This is a genomic window from Pseudomonas sp. C6002, from assembly GCF_013385805.1.
Lineage (GTDB): Bacteria > Pseudomonadota > Gammaproteobacteria > Pseudomonadales > Pseudomonadaceae > Aquipseudomonas.
This window is the reverse complement of record NZ_JACAPH010000046.1, coordinates 81452-98208: the sequence shown is the minus strand read 5'-3', so window position 1 is coordinate 98208 and position 16757 is coordinate 81452. Positions and strand designations below refer to the sequence as shown.

The following is a 16757-nucleotide window of genomic DNA, read 5'->3' as shown; positions in this document are numbered from 1 at the left end:
TTTGCGCGTGCCGTGGGTAGTACAGGTAGCAGCGCCTTGCTGCCCTTATGGAGAGATACCGATGAACGCCAAAGCCCTGTTCTGCGTGACCTGCCTGTTCGCCGCTGCACCGACTGCCTTTGCCCAGACCGGTTTACCCGACAGCATCAAGGTGCCGGACGGCCACAAGGTGACCATGGAAACCACCGGAGTCGGCGAAATCACCTACGAATGCCGGGACAAGGCCAATGCTGCCGGCCAGACCGAATGGTTTTTCGTCGGGCCCAAGGCGGTGCTCAATGACCGCAGCGGCCAGCAGGTCGGTAGCTACTTCGGCCCGCCGGCCACCTGGCAGGCCAAGGACGGTTCGAAAGTCACCGGCACCCAGTTGGCCGTGGCGCCGTCCAGCCCTGGCAACCTGCCTTATCAACTGGTCAAGGCCAACCCCGCCGAAGGCAAGGGCGCGATGAGTGGCGTCGCGTATATCCAGCGGGTGGCCCTCAAGGGCGGCGTTGCGCCAGGCACGGAATGCACGGCGGCCAACAAGGGCAAGCAGGAAGTGGTCAAGTACCAGGCCGATTACATCTTCTGGGCGGCCAACTGACCAGATTCGTCTACGCTGCTGCGAAAGCGCCCCGGGCTCACCGCCGGGGCCTCCACCTGGAAACCTGTCTTTGCCTGAAGCCGATTTTGACTATCAAGCCTGCCTGCTGGCCTGCGCCCGTGGCGAACAACCGGCCTTGCGCCGGCTGTATCAACAGGAAAGCAGCCGGCTGCTGGGGGTCGCGTTGCGCATCGTGCGTGACAAGGCGGTGGCCGAAGATATCGTGCATGACGCCTTCATCAAGGTCTGGAACGGCGCGGCCAGTTTTGACCCGCACAGAGGCTCGGCCCGCGGCTGGGTATACAGCGTGACCCGGCACCTGGCGCTAAATGCCGTGCGCAGCAATGGACGCGAAGTGCCCCTCAGCGAGGAGCATGAAAGCGCAGAGCGCGCTGACACCTTCGACTATCAGGCGCACTCGGCGCGGATCTACAGCTGCCTCGAACAACTCGACCCGGCCCGCCGCAACTGCATCCTGCATGCGTATGTAGACGGTTATTCCCACAGCGAAATCGCGCACAAACTCGGCACCCCGCTGGGTACCGTGAAAGCGTGGATCAAACGCAGCCTCGCGGCATTGCGTGAGTGCATGGCATGAACAGCATCGACGAACTGGCCAGCGAATATGTGCTGGGCACCTTGCCCACCGAGCAACGCACCGAGGTGGAACAGCGCCTGGCCACCGATGCCGACTTGCGTGCGGCAGTGGACGCCTGGGAACAGCGCCTGCTGCCACTGACTGGACAGGCAGCCCCGGCAACGCCTTCGGTGTATTTATGGCGACGCATCGAGCGCAGCCTGGGGCATTCAGCCACCCGGGACTCGCCGGTCTCATGGTGGAACAGGCTGGCGTTGTGGCGCGGACTGGCCGGCGCCGGCATCGCGGCGAGCCTGGTATTGGCGACACTGCTGTTGACCCGTACGGCCGCCATCAACCCGACCGCGTATGTGGTGGTGCTGGTAGCCCCGCAAAACCAGGCCCCGGGCTGGGTAATCCAGGCGAGCAATACCCAGGAAATCCAGCTGATTCCCCTGGGCATCATGGAAGTACCGGCAGACAAGACGCTGCAGTTCTGGACCAAGGGCGAAGACTGGCAAGGCCCGGTGTCGCTGGGCTTGGTCAAGCCTGGGCAGACCTTGTCTGTGCCCCTGGACAAACTCCCGCCACTGGCGCCGAACCAGCTGTTTGAGCTGACCCTGGAAAATCCCGGCGGGTCGAAAACCGGCAAGCCGACAGGTCCGATTCAGGCAATTGGCCGGGCCGTTAAAGTAATCTGAACGTAATGCAATGTTGTGGAAGGCCAGTTCGCGCATGTGCATTACATCTCGGGGCTATGGCGTCACCATTGCGCTATAGAATCGGGCTCGGAAACCCGGCTCCCTGGACCCTTCATGCCCTCAAAAACCCGTTCGCTGCTGATTCTCGCACTTGTCGTCATCTTCACCGGCATCGGCGCCGGCCTGGGCGGCATGCTCCTCGCCTTGCTGCTGCACGGCATCCAGCATCTGGCCTACGGCTACAGCCTCGACAGCCTGATCAGCCATGAAACCTTTTTGCTCGGCGTCACCGCCGCCGCGCCCGAACGCCGGGTGCTGGTGCTGATCACCTGTGGCCTGGTGGCCGGTGTGGGTTGGTGGTTGATCTACCGCTATGGCCGGCCACTGGTGAGCATCAAGCAAGCGGTCTCCGCCCAGGCACCGATCATGCCGCCCAAGACCACCCTCGCCCACGCCGTGCTGCAAATCATCACTGTGGCCCTCGGCTCGCCATTGGGCCGTGAAGTGGCGCCACGGGAAGTCGGCGCGCTGGCCGCCACCTGGTTGTCACAACGGGCGCGACTGGCGCCGGACATGCACCGGCTGATCGTCGCCTGCGGTGCGGGCGCCGGGCTGGCGGCGGTGTACAACGTGCCGTTGGGCGGCGCGGTGTTTGTGCTCGAAGTGTTGGTGGGTGTGTTCAGTTGGCCGGCGGCAGTGATTGCGTTGGCCACCTCGGCCATCGGCGCGTCGGTGGCCTGGATTGGCTTGGGCGCAGAGGCGCAATACGTGGTGCCGCACTTTGTGCTCAGCCCTGGCTTGATCGCCTGGGCGCTGGGCTGCGGGCCGGTGTTTGGCCTGGCCGCCTACGGATTCACCCGGTTGACCGGCGCGGCCCGCAGCAACGCCGCCCGTGGCTGGCGGTTGCCGGTACTGTCGTTGATCAACTTCACGATCATCGGGGGCCTGGCGATTTTCCTGCCGCAGATCCTCGGCAACGGCAAGGGCCCGGCGCAACTGGGCTTTGACAATGAGCTGACCATCGGCCTTGCCGCGGTGCTGCTGGTGGTCAAGGTACTGATCACTGCGAGCAGCCTGCGCGCCGGTGCCGAAGGCGGTTTGCTGACCCCGGCGCTGGCCAACGGCGCCCTGCTCGCCATCATCCTCGGCGGCGCCTGGAGCCTGTTGTGGCCCGGCGTGCCGCTGGGGGCTTTCGCGATCATCGGTGCGGCGGCGTTCCTGGCATCGAGCATGAGCATGCCGTTGACGGCAATCGTGCTGGTGGCGGAATTCACCCGCATCGACCATGACTTCCTGGTGCCGATCATTCTCGCGGTGGCAGGTTCGATGTGCATGAGCAAGCTGTGCGTCCTGTGGGAAAAGCGTTGAAGAAGCTGGATTAAAACCCCGACACGCGCCATCCTCCGCGCTTTAAGCCGCCCCATCAGCGGCGTTCCACGCACAAAGGATATGCCCATGCACGACCAACCCCTCGCCCCCGCCGATTTCGAGTTCATCGACGACACCCTGCTCAAGTACGGCGACGACCATTCGGTGCTGAACCTGGCCGAGCTCGACGGTTACTTCACCGCCCTGGTTTCAAGCCCCGCGCAGGTGGAGGTTGCCGAATGGTTCCCCGGTATCTTTGGTGGGCAGAACCCGGATTGGGAAAGCCCGGAAGAAGCTGGCCAGTTCCTTGAACTGTGCGTGCGCCATATGAACGCCATTGCCACGCAACTGGCGACCGACGCCCAGGGTTTCAAGGCACGTTTCGAGGAAACCGAGCATCAGGACCAGCCACTGACCCTGGCGGAAGAATGGTGCTTTGGTTATATCCGTGGCGCCGCTATCGGCAACTGGCCAGAGCTGCCTGCCGAACAGGCCGGGCAACTGGAAAAGATTTCCTGGTGCGCCGAGCAGGACAACTTTGAACTGCCGGCAGACCTGGATGTAAATGCCCATCAGCAACGGGTAGCCGCTATCGAACCGGCCGCCCGTGCGTTGCACGACTACTGGTTGGCCCAGCGCTGAACGCAACACCTGTGGCGAGGGAGCTTGCTCCCGCTGGGGTGCGAAGCGCCCCCGATTTTCAGGGCTGCTCCGCAGCCCAGCGGGAGCAAGCTCCCTCGCCACATTTTTTTGTTTTGCCTCCGGGTTCAGTTGCCGCTAGTTGAAATCGACGTCAAACGCCTGATAGAACGCATTGCCGGTGTTGGCCACGATCCACATCAACACCAGCACATGCCGGCCCTTCTTGCCCTTGGGCAACGTCACCTGATGTTCAACCTTGGCCTTCAGTTCGGCCGAGTGCTGGTAATACGGCACCTGGGTATAGAAGTCCTCGAAGAAAGGCTTGACCTCCAGTTGGGCGCGGCTGATGCGCTGCCTGGGATCCCAACCGTCCCGGGTGATCAACCAGCGATAGCCACGGGTCACGTGCGCGGCGGTGTAATCCCACTGCACCTTGAACACCTGGCCGGCTTCAACATTCAACAACGGCCAGTTAAACGGAGTGTTGAGGTTTTTAGCCATTTCTTCGTCGGTGAAGTTCACACAGTCGCGGGCATCGGTCTTGCCGCCGCTGAGGATGTGCCCGTCGGCGGGGGGCGTGACGCTTTGATCGTCGGTTTCGTAAGGCGCCGGAAACGGCCCGGCGTTGAGGGCCGGGAAGTTCTTGCCGCCTTCCATTTCGTTGACTTGCCAGTTTTCCAGCAGGCCGCGCTCTACCGCCACCGAGCCACGACTGGCGGGTGTCACGACGCGACCATGCCTGAGTTGAGTCTGGGGTTTGTTCATTTCAGTCACTCCTTGATTGAAGACTTCCCCTCATGGGAAGCGCCTTGAACTTAGCCCACCTCGCCGGGTTGTCTACCCGACGTTTCTGTCAGACAAATCGCGTCAAGTCCTTGTTTTGCAGAGTTTTCGCACTGGTCTTGCACCAGAGTTATCGTCGGTCCTACCCTGCGACAGGCGATCGGACTACAGCCGCCGTCCATGAACGCCTGGCCTCAGGTGTTGAGGATCATCTCAAATCCGCCATAGATCATCCGTTGCCCATCAAACGGCATCGGATTGACGTCTGCCTTCAGGCGCGGGTCTTCCATTACCTTGCTCATCCCGGCGTCACGCACCTGCCGCGACGGCCAGACGATCCAGGAAAACACCACGGTTTCATCCTCCTTGAGCTTGACCGCCATGGGAAACGAGGTCACCTGCCCCTGAGGTACATCATCGCCCCAGCACTCGATGATATTCAGCGCACCATGTTCCTTGAACACCACGGCGGCGGCCTTGGCGTGCTGGATGAATTGTTCGCGGTTTGCGGTGGGCACTGCGATCACACAGCCATCTACGTAAGACATGATCACTCTCCTGATTCGACGGGTTGTTGTGCTTGTAGTCGATCCATCAGGCGCTCAATCGACATCAACGTGGGAAATGTCGACCAGTGGTGTGTTATCGATTGCGATGCCGGGCCGATTCTTGATATGACAGGCGCCTTCAACAACAAAGCCCACTCAAAGGACTGACCCGCCATGACCGCCCACGCCACCGCCTTCCACGCCCTGCACCATGCTCAACTGTTGATCCTGCCCAACGTCGCCGATGCCGGCGGCGCGCGCCTGGTGGCGCAACTGGGCAGCCAGGCCGTCGCCACCAGCAGCGCGGCCGTTGCCTGGACCCACGGCTACAAGGACGGCAATCAGCTGCCGCTGCCGCTGCTGGTCAGCACCGTGCAATCCATCGCCCGGGTGATTGACGTGCCGCTGAGCGTGGACATCGAGGCCGGTTATTCCGACGACCCGGAGCACGTGGGCCGGGTGATCAAGGCCGTAATCGACGCGGGCGCCATCGGCGTCAATATCGAGGACGGTGCCGGCACCCCTGAACTGCTGGCGCGCAAGATCGAGGTTGCCCGTCGTGTGGCGGACAACTGTGGCGTGAAGCTGTTTATCAATGCCCGCAGCGACGTGTATTTGAAAGGATTGGCCCCGGAGCCACAGCGCCTTGAAGAACTCCTCAAGCGCGCCGCGTTGTACCAGGGCGCAGGCGCCGACGGACTGTTTGCCGCCGGCATCCACCTGGAGCACGAAATCCAGCAGCTCTGCCAGGCGACCAACTTGCCGGTCAACGTGCTGGCCTGGGCCGGCCTGCCCGCGCCCGAGACGCTGCAAGCCTTGGGCGTACGCCGCCTCACGGCCGGCTCGAGCATCGCCGAATTCCTGTATGGCGCCATGCACAGCCTGGCCGAAGGTTTCCTGCGAACCGGGAAGCTCGATACCCATGAGCTGAAGTCGTTCACCTACGGCGACTTGAATGGCCGCATGCCGGGTTAAGACGTCCCACGTACCAACGGCATATTGGCGACAATAAATTCGATAAACACCCGCAGCTTGGGCGGCACCTGCCGCCCCGACGGCCACAGCAGGTTGAACTGGCCGCCCTCACAGGTGTAATCCCCAAGCACCTCCACCAGATGCCCGGCCGCGAGTGCCTCGCGCACCACGAAGTCGGCCGCATAAGTCAGGCCCTGGCCTTGCACCGCCAGCTCCATGCGTCCTTCCACCGAATTGCAGATCATCGAGCGCGGCAGCTCAAGCTCCAGCGCTCGCTCGTCGCGGCGCATCTGCCAGGCCTGGAGTTTGCCGGAGGCGGGAAAGCGGAAATGGATGCAGCGATGTGCGTGCAGGTCTTCCGGGCAACGCGGCGTTCCGTTCCGAGCCAGATAATCCGGGGAGCCAACGACCAACATTCGATAGGTGCCCAGCGGACGCGCCGACAGCCCGGAATCCTTCGGCACGCCGCTGCGGATCACCGCGTCGAAACCTTCGGCAATCACGTCAGCCAGACGGTCGTTGAAATCCAGGTCCAGCTGGATCTGCGGGTACAACGCCTGGAACTCGCCGAGCATCGCCAGGAACGGCCGGGCAATCATCGGCAGGCCAACCCGCAGCGGTCCCTGTGGCGCGGCAAGGGTTTGCGACAGCTCTTCACCCGCCACTTCCAGCTCCGCCAACACCCGCCGGCAGCGCTCGACAAACTGCGTGCCCTGGGCCGTGAGGGTGATGCTGCGGGTGCTGCGATGGAACAGCCGCACACCAAACTTTGCCTCCAGCCGGGCAATGCTTTTGCTCACCGCCGACGCCGAAATGCCCAGCGCCCTGCCCGCGCCGACAAAGCTGCGGGCTTCAGCCGCCGCAACAAATACGCCGATGGCATTCAGGCTTTCCATACGCTCACCCATTAAGGACTCTGGAGTCCATTCTAAACAGAACTAAAGCCTGTTTTTCCGCTAATTGTTCACGCCTATGGTGGTGGCTTGTTCCCCAGCCACAGGCTTTTTCCCATGAAGATTTTACTTACCGGTGCCAATGGTTTCGTCGGCGGCAGCGTTGCCCATCACTTGATCGCCCAAGGGCACAGCGTGCGCGGCTTGCTGCGGGACCCGCAGAAAGCCGAACGCCTGCAAGCCCAGGGCATCACTCCAGTGATTGGCAGCCTGGATGATCGCCAATTACTGATCGACGAAGCTCGCCAAGCCGATGCGGTGATTGATGCCGCCAACAGCGACCACGCCGGCGCCGTCGGCGCGTTTATCGAGGCGCTGCAGGGCTCCGGCAAACTGCTGATCCACACCAGCGGCTCCAGCATCATCGGCGATGATGCGTTAGGTAATACGCTGTCAGAACACATCTTCGACGAAGACACGCCGTTCATCATCGAGGCCCCCAAGCAAGCCCGCTACGACATTGACCTGCGCATGATGGCTGCCGCCGACCTGGGCATTCGCAGCGTGGTGATCTGCCCGAGCAATATCTATGGCGTGGGCCATGGCCTGACCAATCACAGCTTCCAGCTGCCGTTCCTGATGGCCCGCGCCCGGGAAACCGGGGTGATGCGTATCGTCGGGGCCGGTGTCAATCGCTGGTCCAACGTGCACATTGACGACGTCGCGAAACTGTTCCTGCTAGCCGTGGAAAAGGCCCCGGCCGGCGCGTTCTACTTTCTGGAAAACGGTGAAGCGTCATTCATCGACATGGCCGCCGCACTGGCCAAGCGCATGAACCTGGGCGCGGTGCAGTCATGGCCGGCCGACGAAGCCGAACGACACTGGGACCCGATGCATGTGCACTACACCTTCGGCACCAATAGCCGGGTCAAGGCCAAGCGTGCTCGCGCCGAGCTGGGTTGGGCGCCGCGGCACGCTTCGATCCTCGACTGGATCGGCAGCGAGATGCCGCTATGAGCCGAGTCTGGATGATTACCGGCAGCGCTGGCGGCCTGGGTGCCGGCATCGCCCGCGCGGCGCTGGACCACGGCGACCAGGTGGTGGCGACTGACCTTGACTTGGCCCGCCTGGATCAAACCTACGGCGGCGACCAGGTGATGACCGCCGCGCTGGACATCCGCGATGAGCAACAGGCCGAAACGGTGGTGGCCGCCGCCATCGCACGATTCGGACGCATCGATGTGCTGGTCAATAACGCCGGCTACGGACAGTTCGGGCCATTCGAGGAAGTCGAGCCCGAGGCCATCGAGCGCCAGTTCGCCACCAACGTGTTCGGCACCTTCAACGTCACCCGCGCGGTGCTGCCGGTGATGCGCCGCCAGCGCAGCGGGCACCTGATGATGATGTCGTCCAATGGCGGCTTCAAGGGCGTGCGTGGGGCCTCGATGTATTCGGCGTCGAAGTTTGCGATTGAAGGGTTTTCCGAAGCCCTGGCCGAGGAAGTCGCCGAGTTCGGCATCCGCCTGACGCTGTTGGAGCCCGGGGCGTTTCGTACTGACTTTCTCGACAGCCGCACGCTCAAGCTCGGCACCCGGGCACTTGAGGATTACGCCGAATTTCGCGCCCGCACGCTGGCGGTCTTCGAGGCTCGTAATCACCGGCAAATCGACGACCCGTACCGACTCGGCCTGGCGGTTGTGCAATTGGCGGTTCTGGCAGCACCGCCCTTGCGCTTCGTCGCTGGCAGCGATGCGGTCAGCGCCGTCGAGTTAAAGCTGTGCCAGGTCCACGCCGATCTCGAACGCTGGAGCTCGCTGTCCCTCTCCACCGATTTCCCTCAATAAAGGAAAGGCACCGATCATGACCGACCTAATTACCCGCGTGGAACACCTGGAAACCCGCTTCGCCCTCGAGCGCCTGATCAGTGAGTACGCCCACGCCTTCGACTCCCGGGACGAAACGCTGCTGCGCAGCATCTGGCACGACGACGCACGGCTGGACCTCGGTGCCGCGTTCGGCTGCCATGACGGCGTCGCCGCGATCATTGCTTCCGCCCACCTCAACTGGGCAGCCATGCCGCATATGCATCACTGGATGGCCAACCCGCTGATCGACATCAGCGGCGATACCGCCAGCGCGAGGGTTGCGGTGGATTGCCTGTGCACCCATAACGAACTGGGGCAGGTGCAGATCAGCGGTCTTTATCACGACCGTTTCGAACGCCGGCAAGGGCAATGGGCGTTCAGCGAGCGGCGCTTTGAGCTGCACTTTCTGACGCCGCTGGCAGGCTGGAAGCCGGTGGTGGGGCTTGAGGCGTAGATCCATGCTCGACAAGGGTGGCGTGTTTGGCCGATTATTCGTGTCCGCCAAACGCCACCCGCCTTGAAGCAGGAGCCTTGTACCTTGAGTTCGCAGAAAACCGTGACCGTTACACCGCCCAACTTTCCATTGAACGGCAAGGTAGCGCCCCCCGGCTCCAAATCCATTACCAACCGTGCCTTGCTGCTGGCGGCCCTGGCCAAGGGCACCAGTCGCTTGAGCGGCGCGCTGAAAAGCGATGACACTCGCCACATGTCGGTGGCCCTGCGGCAGATGGGCGTGGTGATCGATGAACCGGACGACACCACGTTCGTCGTCACCAGCCTGGGCAAGCTGCAATTGCCGGCGCAGCCGTTGTTTCTCGGCAACGCCGGCACCGCGATGCGCTTTCTCACCGCCGCCGTGGCCACTGTACAAGGCACCGTGGTGCTGGACGGCGACGCCTACATGCAAAAACGCCCGATCGGCCCGCTGCTGGCGACCCTCGGCCAGAATGGCATCCAGGTCGACAGCCCTACCGGTTGCCCCCCCGTGACCGTCCATGGCACTGGCCGCGTGCAAGCCAAGCGTTTCGAGATCGACGGCGGCCTGTCGAGCCAGTACGTGTCGGCGCTGCTGATGCTGGCGGCGTGCGGCGAAGCACCGATTGAAGTAGCGCTGACCGGCAAGGACATTGGCGCCCGTGGCTATGTCGACCTGACCCTGGACTGCATGCGCGCCTTCGGTGCCCAGGTGGACATCGTCGATGAAAGCACCTGGCGCGTGGCCCCGACCGGCTACACCGCACACGACTACCTGATCGAGCCTGACGCTTCCGCCGCCACCTATTTGTGGGCCGCTGAAGTGCTGACCGGTGGCCGCATCGACCTTGGTGTCGCCCCGCAGGATTTCACCCAGCCCGATGCCAAGGCCCAGGAAGTGATCGCGCAGTTCCCGCACATGCAACCGGTGGTTGTCGGTTCGCAGATGCAGGACGCAATCCCCACCCTCGCCGTGCTCGCCGCGTTCAACAACACACCGGTACGTTTCACGGAACTGGCCAACCTGCGGGTCAAGGAATGTGATCGGGTGCAGGCACTGCATGACGGTCTGAATGAAATCCGCCCAGGCCTGGCGACCATTGAAGGTGATGACTTGCTGGTGGCCAGCGATCCGGCCCTGGCGGGCACCACGTGCAACGCGCTGATCGACACCCACGCCGACCACCGCATCGCGATGTGCTTTGCCTTGGCTGGCTTGAAGGTCTCGGGGATCAGGATCCAGGACCCGGACTGCGTCGCCAAGACCTATCCCGAGTACTGGAAAGAGCTGGAAAGCCTTGGGGTTCATCTGACCTGGTAAGCCGCCGGCGCCGGTAACGGGAGGGAGACTGCATGACGATTCGCCAACCCTGCCCACCCGGCGCCTGCGACTGCAATCGCGAGCAACTGCTCGACCTTCCCGGCGCCGATGCACGCATCCTGCACCTGACGCGCCAGGAAGAAAAACGCCTGCTCGAACGCCTCGAAAACCTGCAAAGCCTGCCCGATCTTGAGCGCATGCAACAGCTGATGTATCAGCAACTGGGCATTCGCGTGCATATCGCGCCGGGCCATACGGAAGTGAAGACGATGCGCGGGATTCAGATCGTTATCGATGACTTGCCGGGGTTGTGTCGCAAGACCCGGCAGTCGATTCCGGCGGCGATTCGCAAGGGCATGGAGAAGCGGCCGGAGATTGCGTATCGATTGCTGGATGCTCATGACTTGTTTCGCGAGGGTTGAGGGCCGCCTTCCATTTGCGGCGATTTTCTCGCTTGAGCCTGCGTGCCGTTTTGTATTCGAGGCGAGCCTGGGCCATCTCCTGAGTACGCGGGGGCCGAAAGCCGGCTTTGTAGCGCTTGCGTTCATGACGAAGCAGGACGAGTTCTGCGCGCATTTGGCGGTGGCGGTGGGTATTGAGCAGGTAGAGGCTTAGCAGCGGGAACAGCAGCCCCGTTGTGTAGATAAAAACATGGGGCTGATAGCTGTAGGTGAACAGCACAATGAAAAAGCTCCTCACACAACTGCCTGCCAGTATCCAGACGCCCCAGGCGCGACCTCGGAGGATAAGAAAGTTGCCCGCTGACAAGATAATGGAAGCGATGCCCACATCCAGTCCCGTGTAACTACGATAAGCAGGCACGCCTCGCATGTAGGTACTACCCATCGACGACCCCGCTACCGCAAGAGCAAAAAGCGCAAACATAAAAGCACTGATGAAAACAGGGAAATAGTGAGCCATAAAAGCTCTAGGGGAATTTCTCAGCTCCATTATTCAAACTCTTCATATAGGCCGATGGCCAGTGTCCGGATATTCCCGGAGACGCCGCTGCCTATGACACTCATGGTTGCACACACTCCTGCCCCCGCAATCGCCGAGTCAGCATCGATCGCGGCAAACAACCGGCCGAGGTCGATACTGCCTTCGATCCGTTCGCGGGTGGTGCGATAGGCAGCTGGAAAACCGTCCTTCAAGACGCTGGAAGTCATTCCTTTACTCCTGGATTCCACGAGAGCGCAAAGAGTAAGACTGAGCCGCCTGAAAGGTTGTCAGAAAGGTCCTCCTTTCCAGACTGACATTTCCCGATCACCTCTCCATACCTTGTGGGCAATCATTCCAATTGGAAAAGTACGCCCGTGCTACTAATTCCCTCTTCCCCCCGCAAACGACCACTCATCCGCCGCCGTCGTCGTAATCACCACCATCACATCCTCAGGGCTCAGCCCAATCGCAGCCTCCAGCCGCTCCACCAACACCTGGTAAAACCGCCGTTTGGTCTCGGTATCACGAGGTTTACCGCCCGTGATCGCGATAAGTACATAGTCGTGGCTGCGCGGGCCGCCCAAATAGTTGGGGTCGATGATCATCTCGCCAATTTCGTGCTGGTGGATCACGTGGAAGCGATCCGCGTCAGGAATCTTGAAGCTTTCAACCAGAGCGTCATGCAATCCCTGTGAAAGTGCTTGCAGATACTCAGGGGATTTCCCGCGGTGCAGGGAGATTCGGGCGTAAGGCATGGTGGTTACTCCGCAGAATGGATGGCTGCCAACAGGTTCAGCGCCGACGCCGCTGTCGGCCAGCCGGAGTAAAACGCGAGGTGAGTGATGACTTCACCCAGTTCCTCGACGCTCAAGCCATTGCCAACCGCCCGCTGCAAGTGAAACGGTAGTTGCTCCAGACGGTACATCGCCACCAGTGCTGCCACGGTGATCAGGCTGCGCTCCCTGGGCGACAGGCCCTCGCGCTCCCAGATATCGGCGAACAGCACGTCGCGGGTCAGCTCGGTAAATTTGTTGCTCATGGACGCTCGCTCCGACAATTCAGTTGACGGGCAAAAACTAGCAAGCCAGGATCATTCCGAATATCAGATTTAATAGAATCCACCATCCCGTTTTAATGGACCATTCAATGCGCCGCCCCACCTTCGACCTTGATGTACTGCGCACCTTCGTCACCGGCGTCGAGCTGAACAGCTTTGCCAAGGCGGCGGATCGCCTGGGCCGTTCGACTTCAGCCGTCAGCGCGCAATTAAAGAAACTCGAAGAACAGGTCGGCACGCCGGTGCTGAGCAAATCCGGGCGCGGGCTGGTGCTGACGCCGGTGGGTGAAGCGCTGCTCGGCCACGCCAGGCGGTTGCTGGACCTCAATGACACTGTCTTCAGCAGCCTTAACGAAACCCAAACCGCAGGCACTTTGCGCCTCGGTTTGCAGGAGGATTTCGGCGAGCATGTGCTCAGTGACATCCTGCGGCGCTTCGCCAGGCTTTATCCGATGATCAGCCTTGAAGTGCGGATAGGCCGCAATGCCGAGCTGTTGACGCTGATCGACAGCGCAAGCCTGGACCTGGCGCTGACCTGGGAAACCGGTCAGACATCGTCCTGCCGCACCCGCCTGGGGCAAACCCCCATGCACTGGATCGGGCCCCGGGACAAACCCCAACTACCGCGCGCCGAGGACGCGCCGCTGCCGCTGGTGATGTTCGAGGCACCCTGCGTATTGCGCAGCGCCGCCACCGAAGCCCTGGACCGCGCCGGCATTGCCTGGCGCATTGCCTTGACCAGCCCCAGCGTGGGTGGGATCTGGGCGGCGGTCGATGCCGGGTTGGGTGTGACCTTGCGCACCCGTATCGGTTTGCCTGCGCACCTGCGTGTACTCGACGGTCTGCCGCCGGTGCCGTCCCTTGGCTATGAATTGCATTGCAGCCATCCAGCGCCAGGCGCTGCGGTCGCACAGCTGGCAGCGCTCATACAGAGCAGCCTGGTTTAGGCGGTTTCGCAGGGTTGCAGGGTGACGAACAGTTGTCGCCCCAACTTCGCCGCCGTCTCCAGATGCTGTTCGGCAGCGCCGCTTTCCGAGTCCAGCAGCAGCTCGGATGTCAGCACTTTCGCACCGCAGTAATCAAAGATCCCATGGTCGATTTGCGTGCGCATGGCGTCGGCATAGCCGTGGCGTTCAAACACCCCTTCGTCCGCCCCGCCAACGCCCAGTAAGTGCACCTGCAAGTGGCCGAGTTTTTTCACCACCTTCGTCTCAAGGCTGTAGTCGATCGCCCAACCGTTGACGAATACCCGGTCGATCCAGCCCTTGAGCAAGGCCGGCATCGACCACCAGAAGATCGGGTACACCAGCACCAAGGCGTAGGCGCGGTCGAGTCGGGCCTGTTCGGCCAGTACGTCGGCCGGCGGCGTGGCGCGGGTGCGGTGCACTTTATGGTCGGCGGCGTTGTAGCGTGGGTCGAAACCTTCGGCGGCGAGGTCGGCGATCTCGAAGGTGTGCCCTGCGTCTGTGATGCCGGCAGCGGCCTGTTTGGCGAGGCTGTGGGTGAGGGATTGTGGGTCGTGATGGGCAACGACGATCAGCGCGTGCATGGCAATGACTCCTTCGGGGGGTGGCGATGAGCAGGCAAATTGAGTAGGCTTGAGCTAAGTTACCGTTGGTAAGTTACTTTTGGTATATAAGCATGTCAATCGATCAATCCCCTGCCCCTCGCCGTCGCCTGTCCCGGGATGACCGGTTGCGCCAGCTGCTCGACGTGGCCTGGCAACTGGTGCGCGAAGAAGGCACCGACGCGCTGACCCTCGGGCATCTGGCCGAATTGGCCGGCGTTACAAAGCCGGTGGTGTATGACCATTTCGGCGATCGCGCGGGGCTGCTGGCCGCGCTGTATGAAGATTTCGACGCGCGGCAGAACCAGGTATTTGCCGCCGCAATCGAGGCCAGCGAACCCACCCTGGACGACCGCGCCTGGGTGATCGCCTCGTGCTACGTCGATTGTGTGTTGCTACAAGGGCGGGAAATTCCGGGAGTGATTGCGGCCCTGGCCGGCAGCCCGGAACTGGAGACCATCAAGCGTGAGTACGACGCAATTTTCCTTGGCAAGTGTCGCGATGCCCTCTCCCCCTTTGCCGTGGACGGTGTGATTGGCCAGCCCGGTTTACGCGCAATGCTGGGCGCGGCGGACGCCTTGTCCCATGCTGCGGCCAGCGGGGAGATCAGCCCGCTGGAGGCGCAAGAGGAGCTGTTTGCGAGCATCAAGTCGATGGTGAGTCGAGGAGCGCGTTAGCCCAGCCTTGCGTGCACGAACATCCGAGCCTTGTGGGTCATCTGGTCGAAGTGACGATCACGCTGTTTTTCGGCATCGACCATCGCCCGCTTGCCGTGCTTTTGCAGGAGGTAGGTGTGGATCTGCCGCACCTCCAGCGAGCTGTAGATCGACGCCACATCCAGCAACCCCATCAAGCCGTCAGTGCTGTAGTCGCGGGTGTTCATCAACACCTGGGTACCGCGCACACCGCGCAGTTGAAAGCCCATGGACTCGAACGCCGGGACCTTCTCCACTGCGCAGGTCAGTTCGGCATGGGGGTAGCGAGCGAGCATGTCCTGCATCATCGCCCGCGCCACGCCTTTGCGCCGATGGCTGGCGTGCACCGCCATGTAAGCCACGCCGCACGCCTCGGGATCGTCCTTCACCGGCAGGTACAGCAGGAAGCCGATCACCTGCTCCTGCGCGTCCAGCGCGACGATCAATTCCACCGCAATGCCCTTGGACCCGCCCAGCGCTTCCAGGTACAGGTGCACCTCGTAGCCGATGGCGTACTGGTAGACGTTGTACAGCAGGTTGCTTGGCGGGATGGCGACCATGCTGATGTCCGTCAGGTAGTCGACCACCATCTGCAGGATCTGCGCGTTGATCGGCTCGGGGCATGGGGTTTCGTAATGGGTAAGGCTGAACATTTGAATTCCTGGTGTTTCATTTTAAGGCCCGGCGGATTGTACCTGCTGAAGGGCCGCCGTGGACCCGCAAGCACCCATTGTGGCGAGGGAGCTTGCTCCCTCGCCACAATGGGTGCTGGATGTCCGGGCTCGGCTCATTGCGCACATACCTCCCGCAGGCAACCGCGCAGCCAGCGATGGGCCAGGTCGGCGTCCAGGCGCGGGTGCCAGAGCATCGATACGGTGAAGTCCGGGAACACGAACGGCAGCGCAAAGCGGTAGAGGTCGCTGTGCAGGTTGGCGGTATGCCGCTCCGGCACGCTGGCGATCAGGTCGGTGCTGCGGGCCAGGGCCAGGGCGGTCGAGAAGCCGGCGACGATGGTCACCACGTCCCGGGTCAGCCCGAGCGCTTCAAGGGCTTGATGGATCTGGCCTTGATCACGGCCACGCCGGGACACGTAGATGTGCTGGCCTTCGGCGAAGCGCTGCGGCGTGACTTCGCCCTGGCTGAGCGGATGGCCCTTGCGCACCACGCCGATAAACCGGTCGCGGAACAGCGCCTGGGTCAGCACCTCGGGGCTGGCGCTGCTGTCGACCACGCCGGTTTCCAGGTCGACACTGCCATCGCGCAGCGGCGTACTGCCTTTGTCCGGCTTGTGCACGAAGCGCAACCGCACGCCAGGCGCTTCCCGGGCGATCCGCGTCAACAGCGCCGGGCCGAAGTTTTCAACAAATCCGTCGCTGGTGCGCAAGGTGAAGGTGCGTACCAGTTGGCTCACATCCAGCGTCGCAGCGGGTCGCAACACCGCTTCGGCGTCCTGCACCAACTGGCTGACCTGTTCGCGCAACGCCAGAGCGCGCGGCGTGGGTACCAGGCCGCGGCCGGCACGGACCAATAACGGATCGCCGGTGGTTTCCCGCAGTCGCGCCAGCGCCCGGCTCATCGCCGACGGGCTCAGGCGCAAGCGTTGAGCGGCACGGGCGACGCTGCCTTCGGCGAGCAACACATCGAGGGTGACCAGCAGATTGAAATCAGGTGTCGACACGGCAAACCTCATAGGGCGTTTGGCGCACGTATAAAGTGCAAATGCTGCGCCTTCCGCCATGTTAGGTGACGGCGTAGATTTCTGACAG

General features: G+C 62.3%; 22 protein-coding genes. 13 read left to right on the top strand and 9 right to left on the bottom strand.

Annotated features, from left to right (window positions below; translation table 11 throughout):
• Positions 1–61: 61 nt before the first annotated feature.
• The 5 genes from HX817_RS29915 (at position 62) to HX817_RS29895 (ending at position 3871) form a co-directional block, all read left to right on the top strand.
• Positions 62–583, top strand: coding sequence for a DUF3455 domain-containing protein (locus HX817_RS29915; protein WP_003215266.1), 522 nt, complete (start codon positions 62–64; stop codon positions 581–583).
• Between the two features lie 70 nt (positions 584–653).
• Positions 654–1181, top strand: coding sequence for a sigma-70 family RNA polymerase sigma factor (locus tag HX817_RS29910; RefSeq protein ID WP_102369177.1), 528 nt, complete (start codon positions 654–656; stop codon positions 1179–1181).
• Positions 1178–1861: an anti-sigma factor domain-containing protein gene (locus HX817_RS29905; protein ID WP_008430808.1), complete on the top strand. Its 684-nt coding sequence runs from the start codon at positions 1178–1180 to the stop codon at positions 1859–1861. Before HX817_RS29910 ends, HX817_RS29905 begins: the two co-directional genes overlap by 4 nt.
• A gap of 114 nt (positions 1862–1975) precedes the next feature.
• A complete protein-coding gene (locus tag HX817_RS29900) occupies positions 1976–3229 on the top strand; it encodes a chloride channel protein (RefSeq protein WP_102369179.1) in 1254 nt (417 codons plus the stop codon).
• 87 nt (positions 3230–3316) lie between these two features.
• Positions 3317–3871 carry a UPF0149 family protein gene (locus HX817_RS29895; protein WP_008430812.1) on the top strand — a complete coding sequence of 185 codons (555 nt, stop codon included), beginning with the start codon at positions 3317–3319 and terminating at the stop codon, positions 3869–3871.
• A 135-nt stretch (positions 3872–4006) separates the two neighbouring features.
• Here the strand turns inward: HX817_RS29895 and HX817_RS29890 are convergent, their stop codons facing one another.
• Together HX817_RS29890 and HX817_RS29885 are read right to left on the bottom strand one after the other, a co-directional pair.
• On the bottom strand, positions 4007–4636 hold the full coding sequence (locus HX817_RS29890; RefSeq protein ID WP_177042228.1) for a lytic polysaccharide monooxygenase auxiliary activity family 9 protein: 630 nt from the start codon (positions 4634–4636) through the stop codon (positions 4007–4009).
• 212 nt (positions 4637–4848) lie between these two features.
• Positions 4849–5202, bottom strand: a complete 354-nt coding sequence (locus tag HX817_RS29885) for a DUF1428 domain-containing protein (protein ID WP_177019822.1) — start codon at positions 5200–5202, stop codon at positions 4849–4851.
• Positions 5203–5376: 174 nt separating this feature from the next.
• Between HX817_RS29885 and HX817_RS29880 the strand changes: the two genes are divergently transcribed.
• A complete protein-coding gene (locus HX817_RS29880) occupies positions 5377–6177 on the top strand; it encodes an isocitrate lyase/phosphoenolpyruvate mutase family protein (protein WP_177042226.1) in 801 nt (266 codons plus the stop codon).
• Here HX817_RS29880 and HX817_RS29875 read toward each other — a convergent pair.
• Positions 6174–7073: a LysR family transcriptional regulator gene (locus tag HX817_RS29875; protein ID WP_177042274.1), complete on the bottom strand. Its 900-nt coding sequence runs from the start codon at positions 7071–7073 to the stop codon at positions 6174–6176. The two genes, HX817_RS29880 and HX817_RS29875, sit on opposite strands and share 4 nt — an antisense overlap.
• Positions 7074–7187: 114 nt before the next feature.
• Here HX817_RS29875 and HX817_RS29870 point away from each other — a divergent pair, with 114 nt between their 5' ends.
• From HX817_RS29870 to HX817_RS29850, 5 genes are all read left to right on the top strand, one after another.
• Positions 7188–8087 (top strand): NAD-dependent epimerase/dehydratase family protein, encoded by a 900-nt coding sequence (locus HX817_RS29870; protein WP_177042224.1) that lies wholly within the window; start codon positions 7188–7190, stop codon positions 8085–8087.
• Positions 8084–8914 (top strand): SDR family NAD(P)-dependent oxidoreductase, encoded by an 831-nt coding sequence (locus tag HX817_RS29865; protein ID WP_177042222.1) that lies wholly within the window; start codon positions 8084–8086, stop codon positions 8912–8914. Before HX817_RS29870 ends, HX817_RS29865 begins: the two co-directional genes overlap by 4 nt.
• A gap of 16 nt (positions 8915–8930) precedes the next feature.
• On the top strand, positions 8931–9389 hold the full coding sequence (locus tag HX817_RS29860) for a nuclear transport factor 2 family protein (RefSeq protein ID WP_177042220.1): 459 nt from the start codon (positions 8931–8933) through the stop codon (positions 9387–9389).
• An 84-nt stretch (positions 9390–9473) separates the two neighbouring features.
• Entirely contained in the window at positions 9474–10730 is a 1257-nt protein-coding gene (gene aroA / locus HX817_RS29855) for a 3-phosphoshikimate 1-carboxyvinyltransferase (RefSeq protein WP_177042218.1), read from the top strand.
• Positions 10731–10762: 32 nt separating this feature from the next.
• Positions 10763–11152, top strand: coding sequence for a hypothetical protein (locus tag HX817_RS29850; protein WP_177029162.1), 390 nt, complete (start codon positions 10763–10765; stop codon positions 11150–11152).
• A gap of 528 nt (positions 11153–11680) precedes the next feature.
• Here the strand turns inward: HX817_RS29850 and HX817_RS29845 are convergent.
• The 3 genes from HX817_RS29845 to HX817_RS29835 all read right to left on the bottom strand — a co-directional run bounded on the left by HX817_RS29845 (position 11681) and on the right by HX817_RS29835 (position 12711).
• The gene (locus HX817_RS29845) at positions 11681–11899 is read right to left on the bottom strand and encodes a hypothetical protein (RefSeq protein WP_177042216.1); all 219 of its coding nucleotides are present in this window, start codon (positions 11897–11899) and stop codon (positions 11681–11683) included.
• A gap of 153 nt (positions 11900–12052) precedes the next feature.
• Entirely contained in the window at positions 12053–12427 is a 375-nt protein-coding gene (locus HX817_RS29840) for a tautomerase family protein (protein WP_008436392.1), read from the bottom strand.
• Positions 12428–12432: 5 nt separating this feature from the next.
• Positions 12433–12711 (bottom strand): carboxymuconolactone decarboxylase family protein, encoded by a 279-nt coding sequence (locus HX817_RS29835; protein WP_177042214.1) that lies wholly within the window; start codon positions 12709–12711, stop codon positions 12433–12435.
• Positions 12712–12818: 107 nt separating this feature from the next.
• On the opposite strand from HX817_RS29835, the gene HX817_RS29830 reads away from it, so the two are divergent.
• Positions 12819–13676, top strand: coding sequence for a LysR substrate-binding domain-containing protein (locus tag HX817_RS29830; RefSeq protein WP_177009435.1), 858 nt, complete (start codon positions 12819–12821; stop codon positions 13674–13676).
• On the opposite strand, the gene HX817_RS29825 is transcribed toward HX817_RS29830, so the two are convergent.
• Positions 13673–14278 carry an NAD(P)H-dependent oxidoreductase gene (locus tag HX817_RS29825; protein WP_177042212.1) on the bottom strand — a complete coding sequence of 202 codons (606 nt, stop codon included), beginning with the start codon at positions 14276–14278 and terminating at the stop codon, positions 13673–13675. The genes HX817_RS29830 and HX817_RS29825 overlap by 4 nt on opposite strands.
• 92 nt (positions 14279–14370) lie before the next feature.
• On the opposite strand from HX817_RS29825, the gene HX817_RS29820 reads away from it, so the two are divergent.
• Entirely contained in the window at positions 14371–14973 is a 603-nt protein-coding gene (locus HX817_RS29820) for a TetR/AcrR family transcriptional regulator (protein ID WP_177042210.1), read from the top strand.
• Here HX817_RS29820 and HX817_RS29815 read toward each other — a convergent pair.
• Both HX817_RS29815 and HX817_RS29810 read right to left on the bottom strand, forming a co-directional pair.
• On the bottom strand, positions 14970–15644 hold the full coding sequence (locus HX817_RS29815; RefSeq protein ID WP_003215223.1) for a GNAT family N-acetyltransferase: 675 nt from the start codon (positions 15642–15644) through the stop codon (positions 14970–14972). The two genes, HX817_RS29820 and HX817_RS29815, sit on opposite strands and share 4 nt — an antisense overlap.
• A 134-nt stretch (positions 15645–15778) precedes the next feature.
• Entirely contained in the window at positions 15779–16669 is an 891-nt protein-coding gene (locus HX817_RS29810) for a LysR family transcriptional regulator (RefSeq protein WP_003215222.1), read from the bottom strand.
• Between the last annotated feature and the right edge of the window lie 88 nt (positions 16670–16757).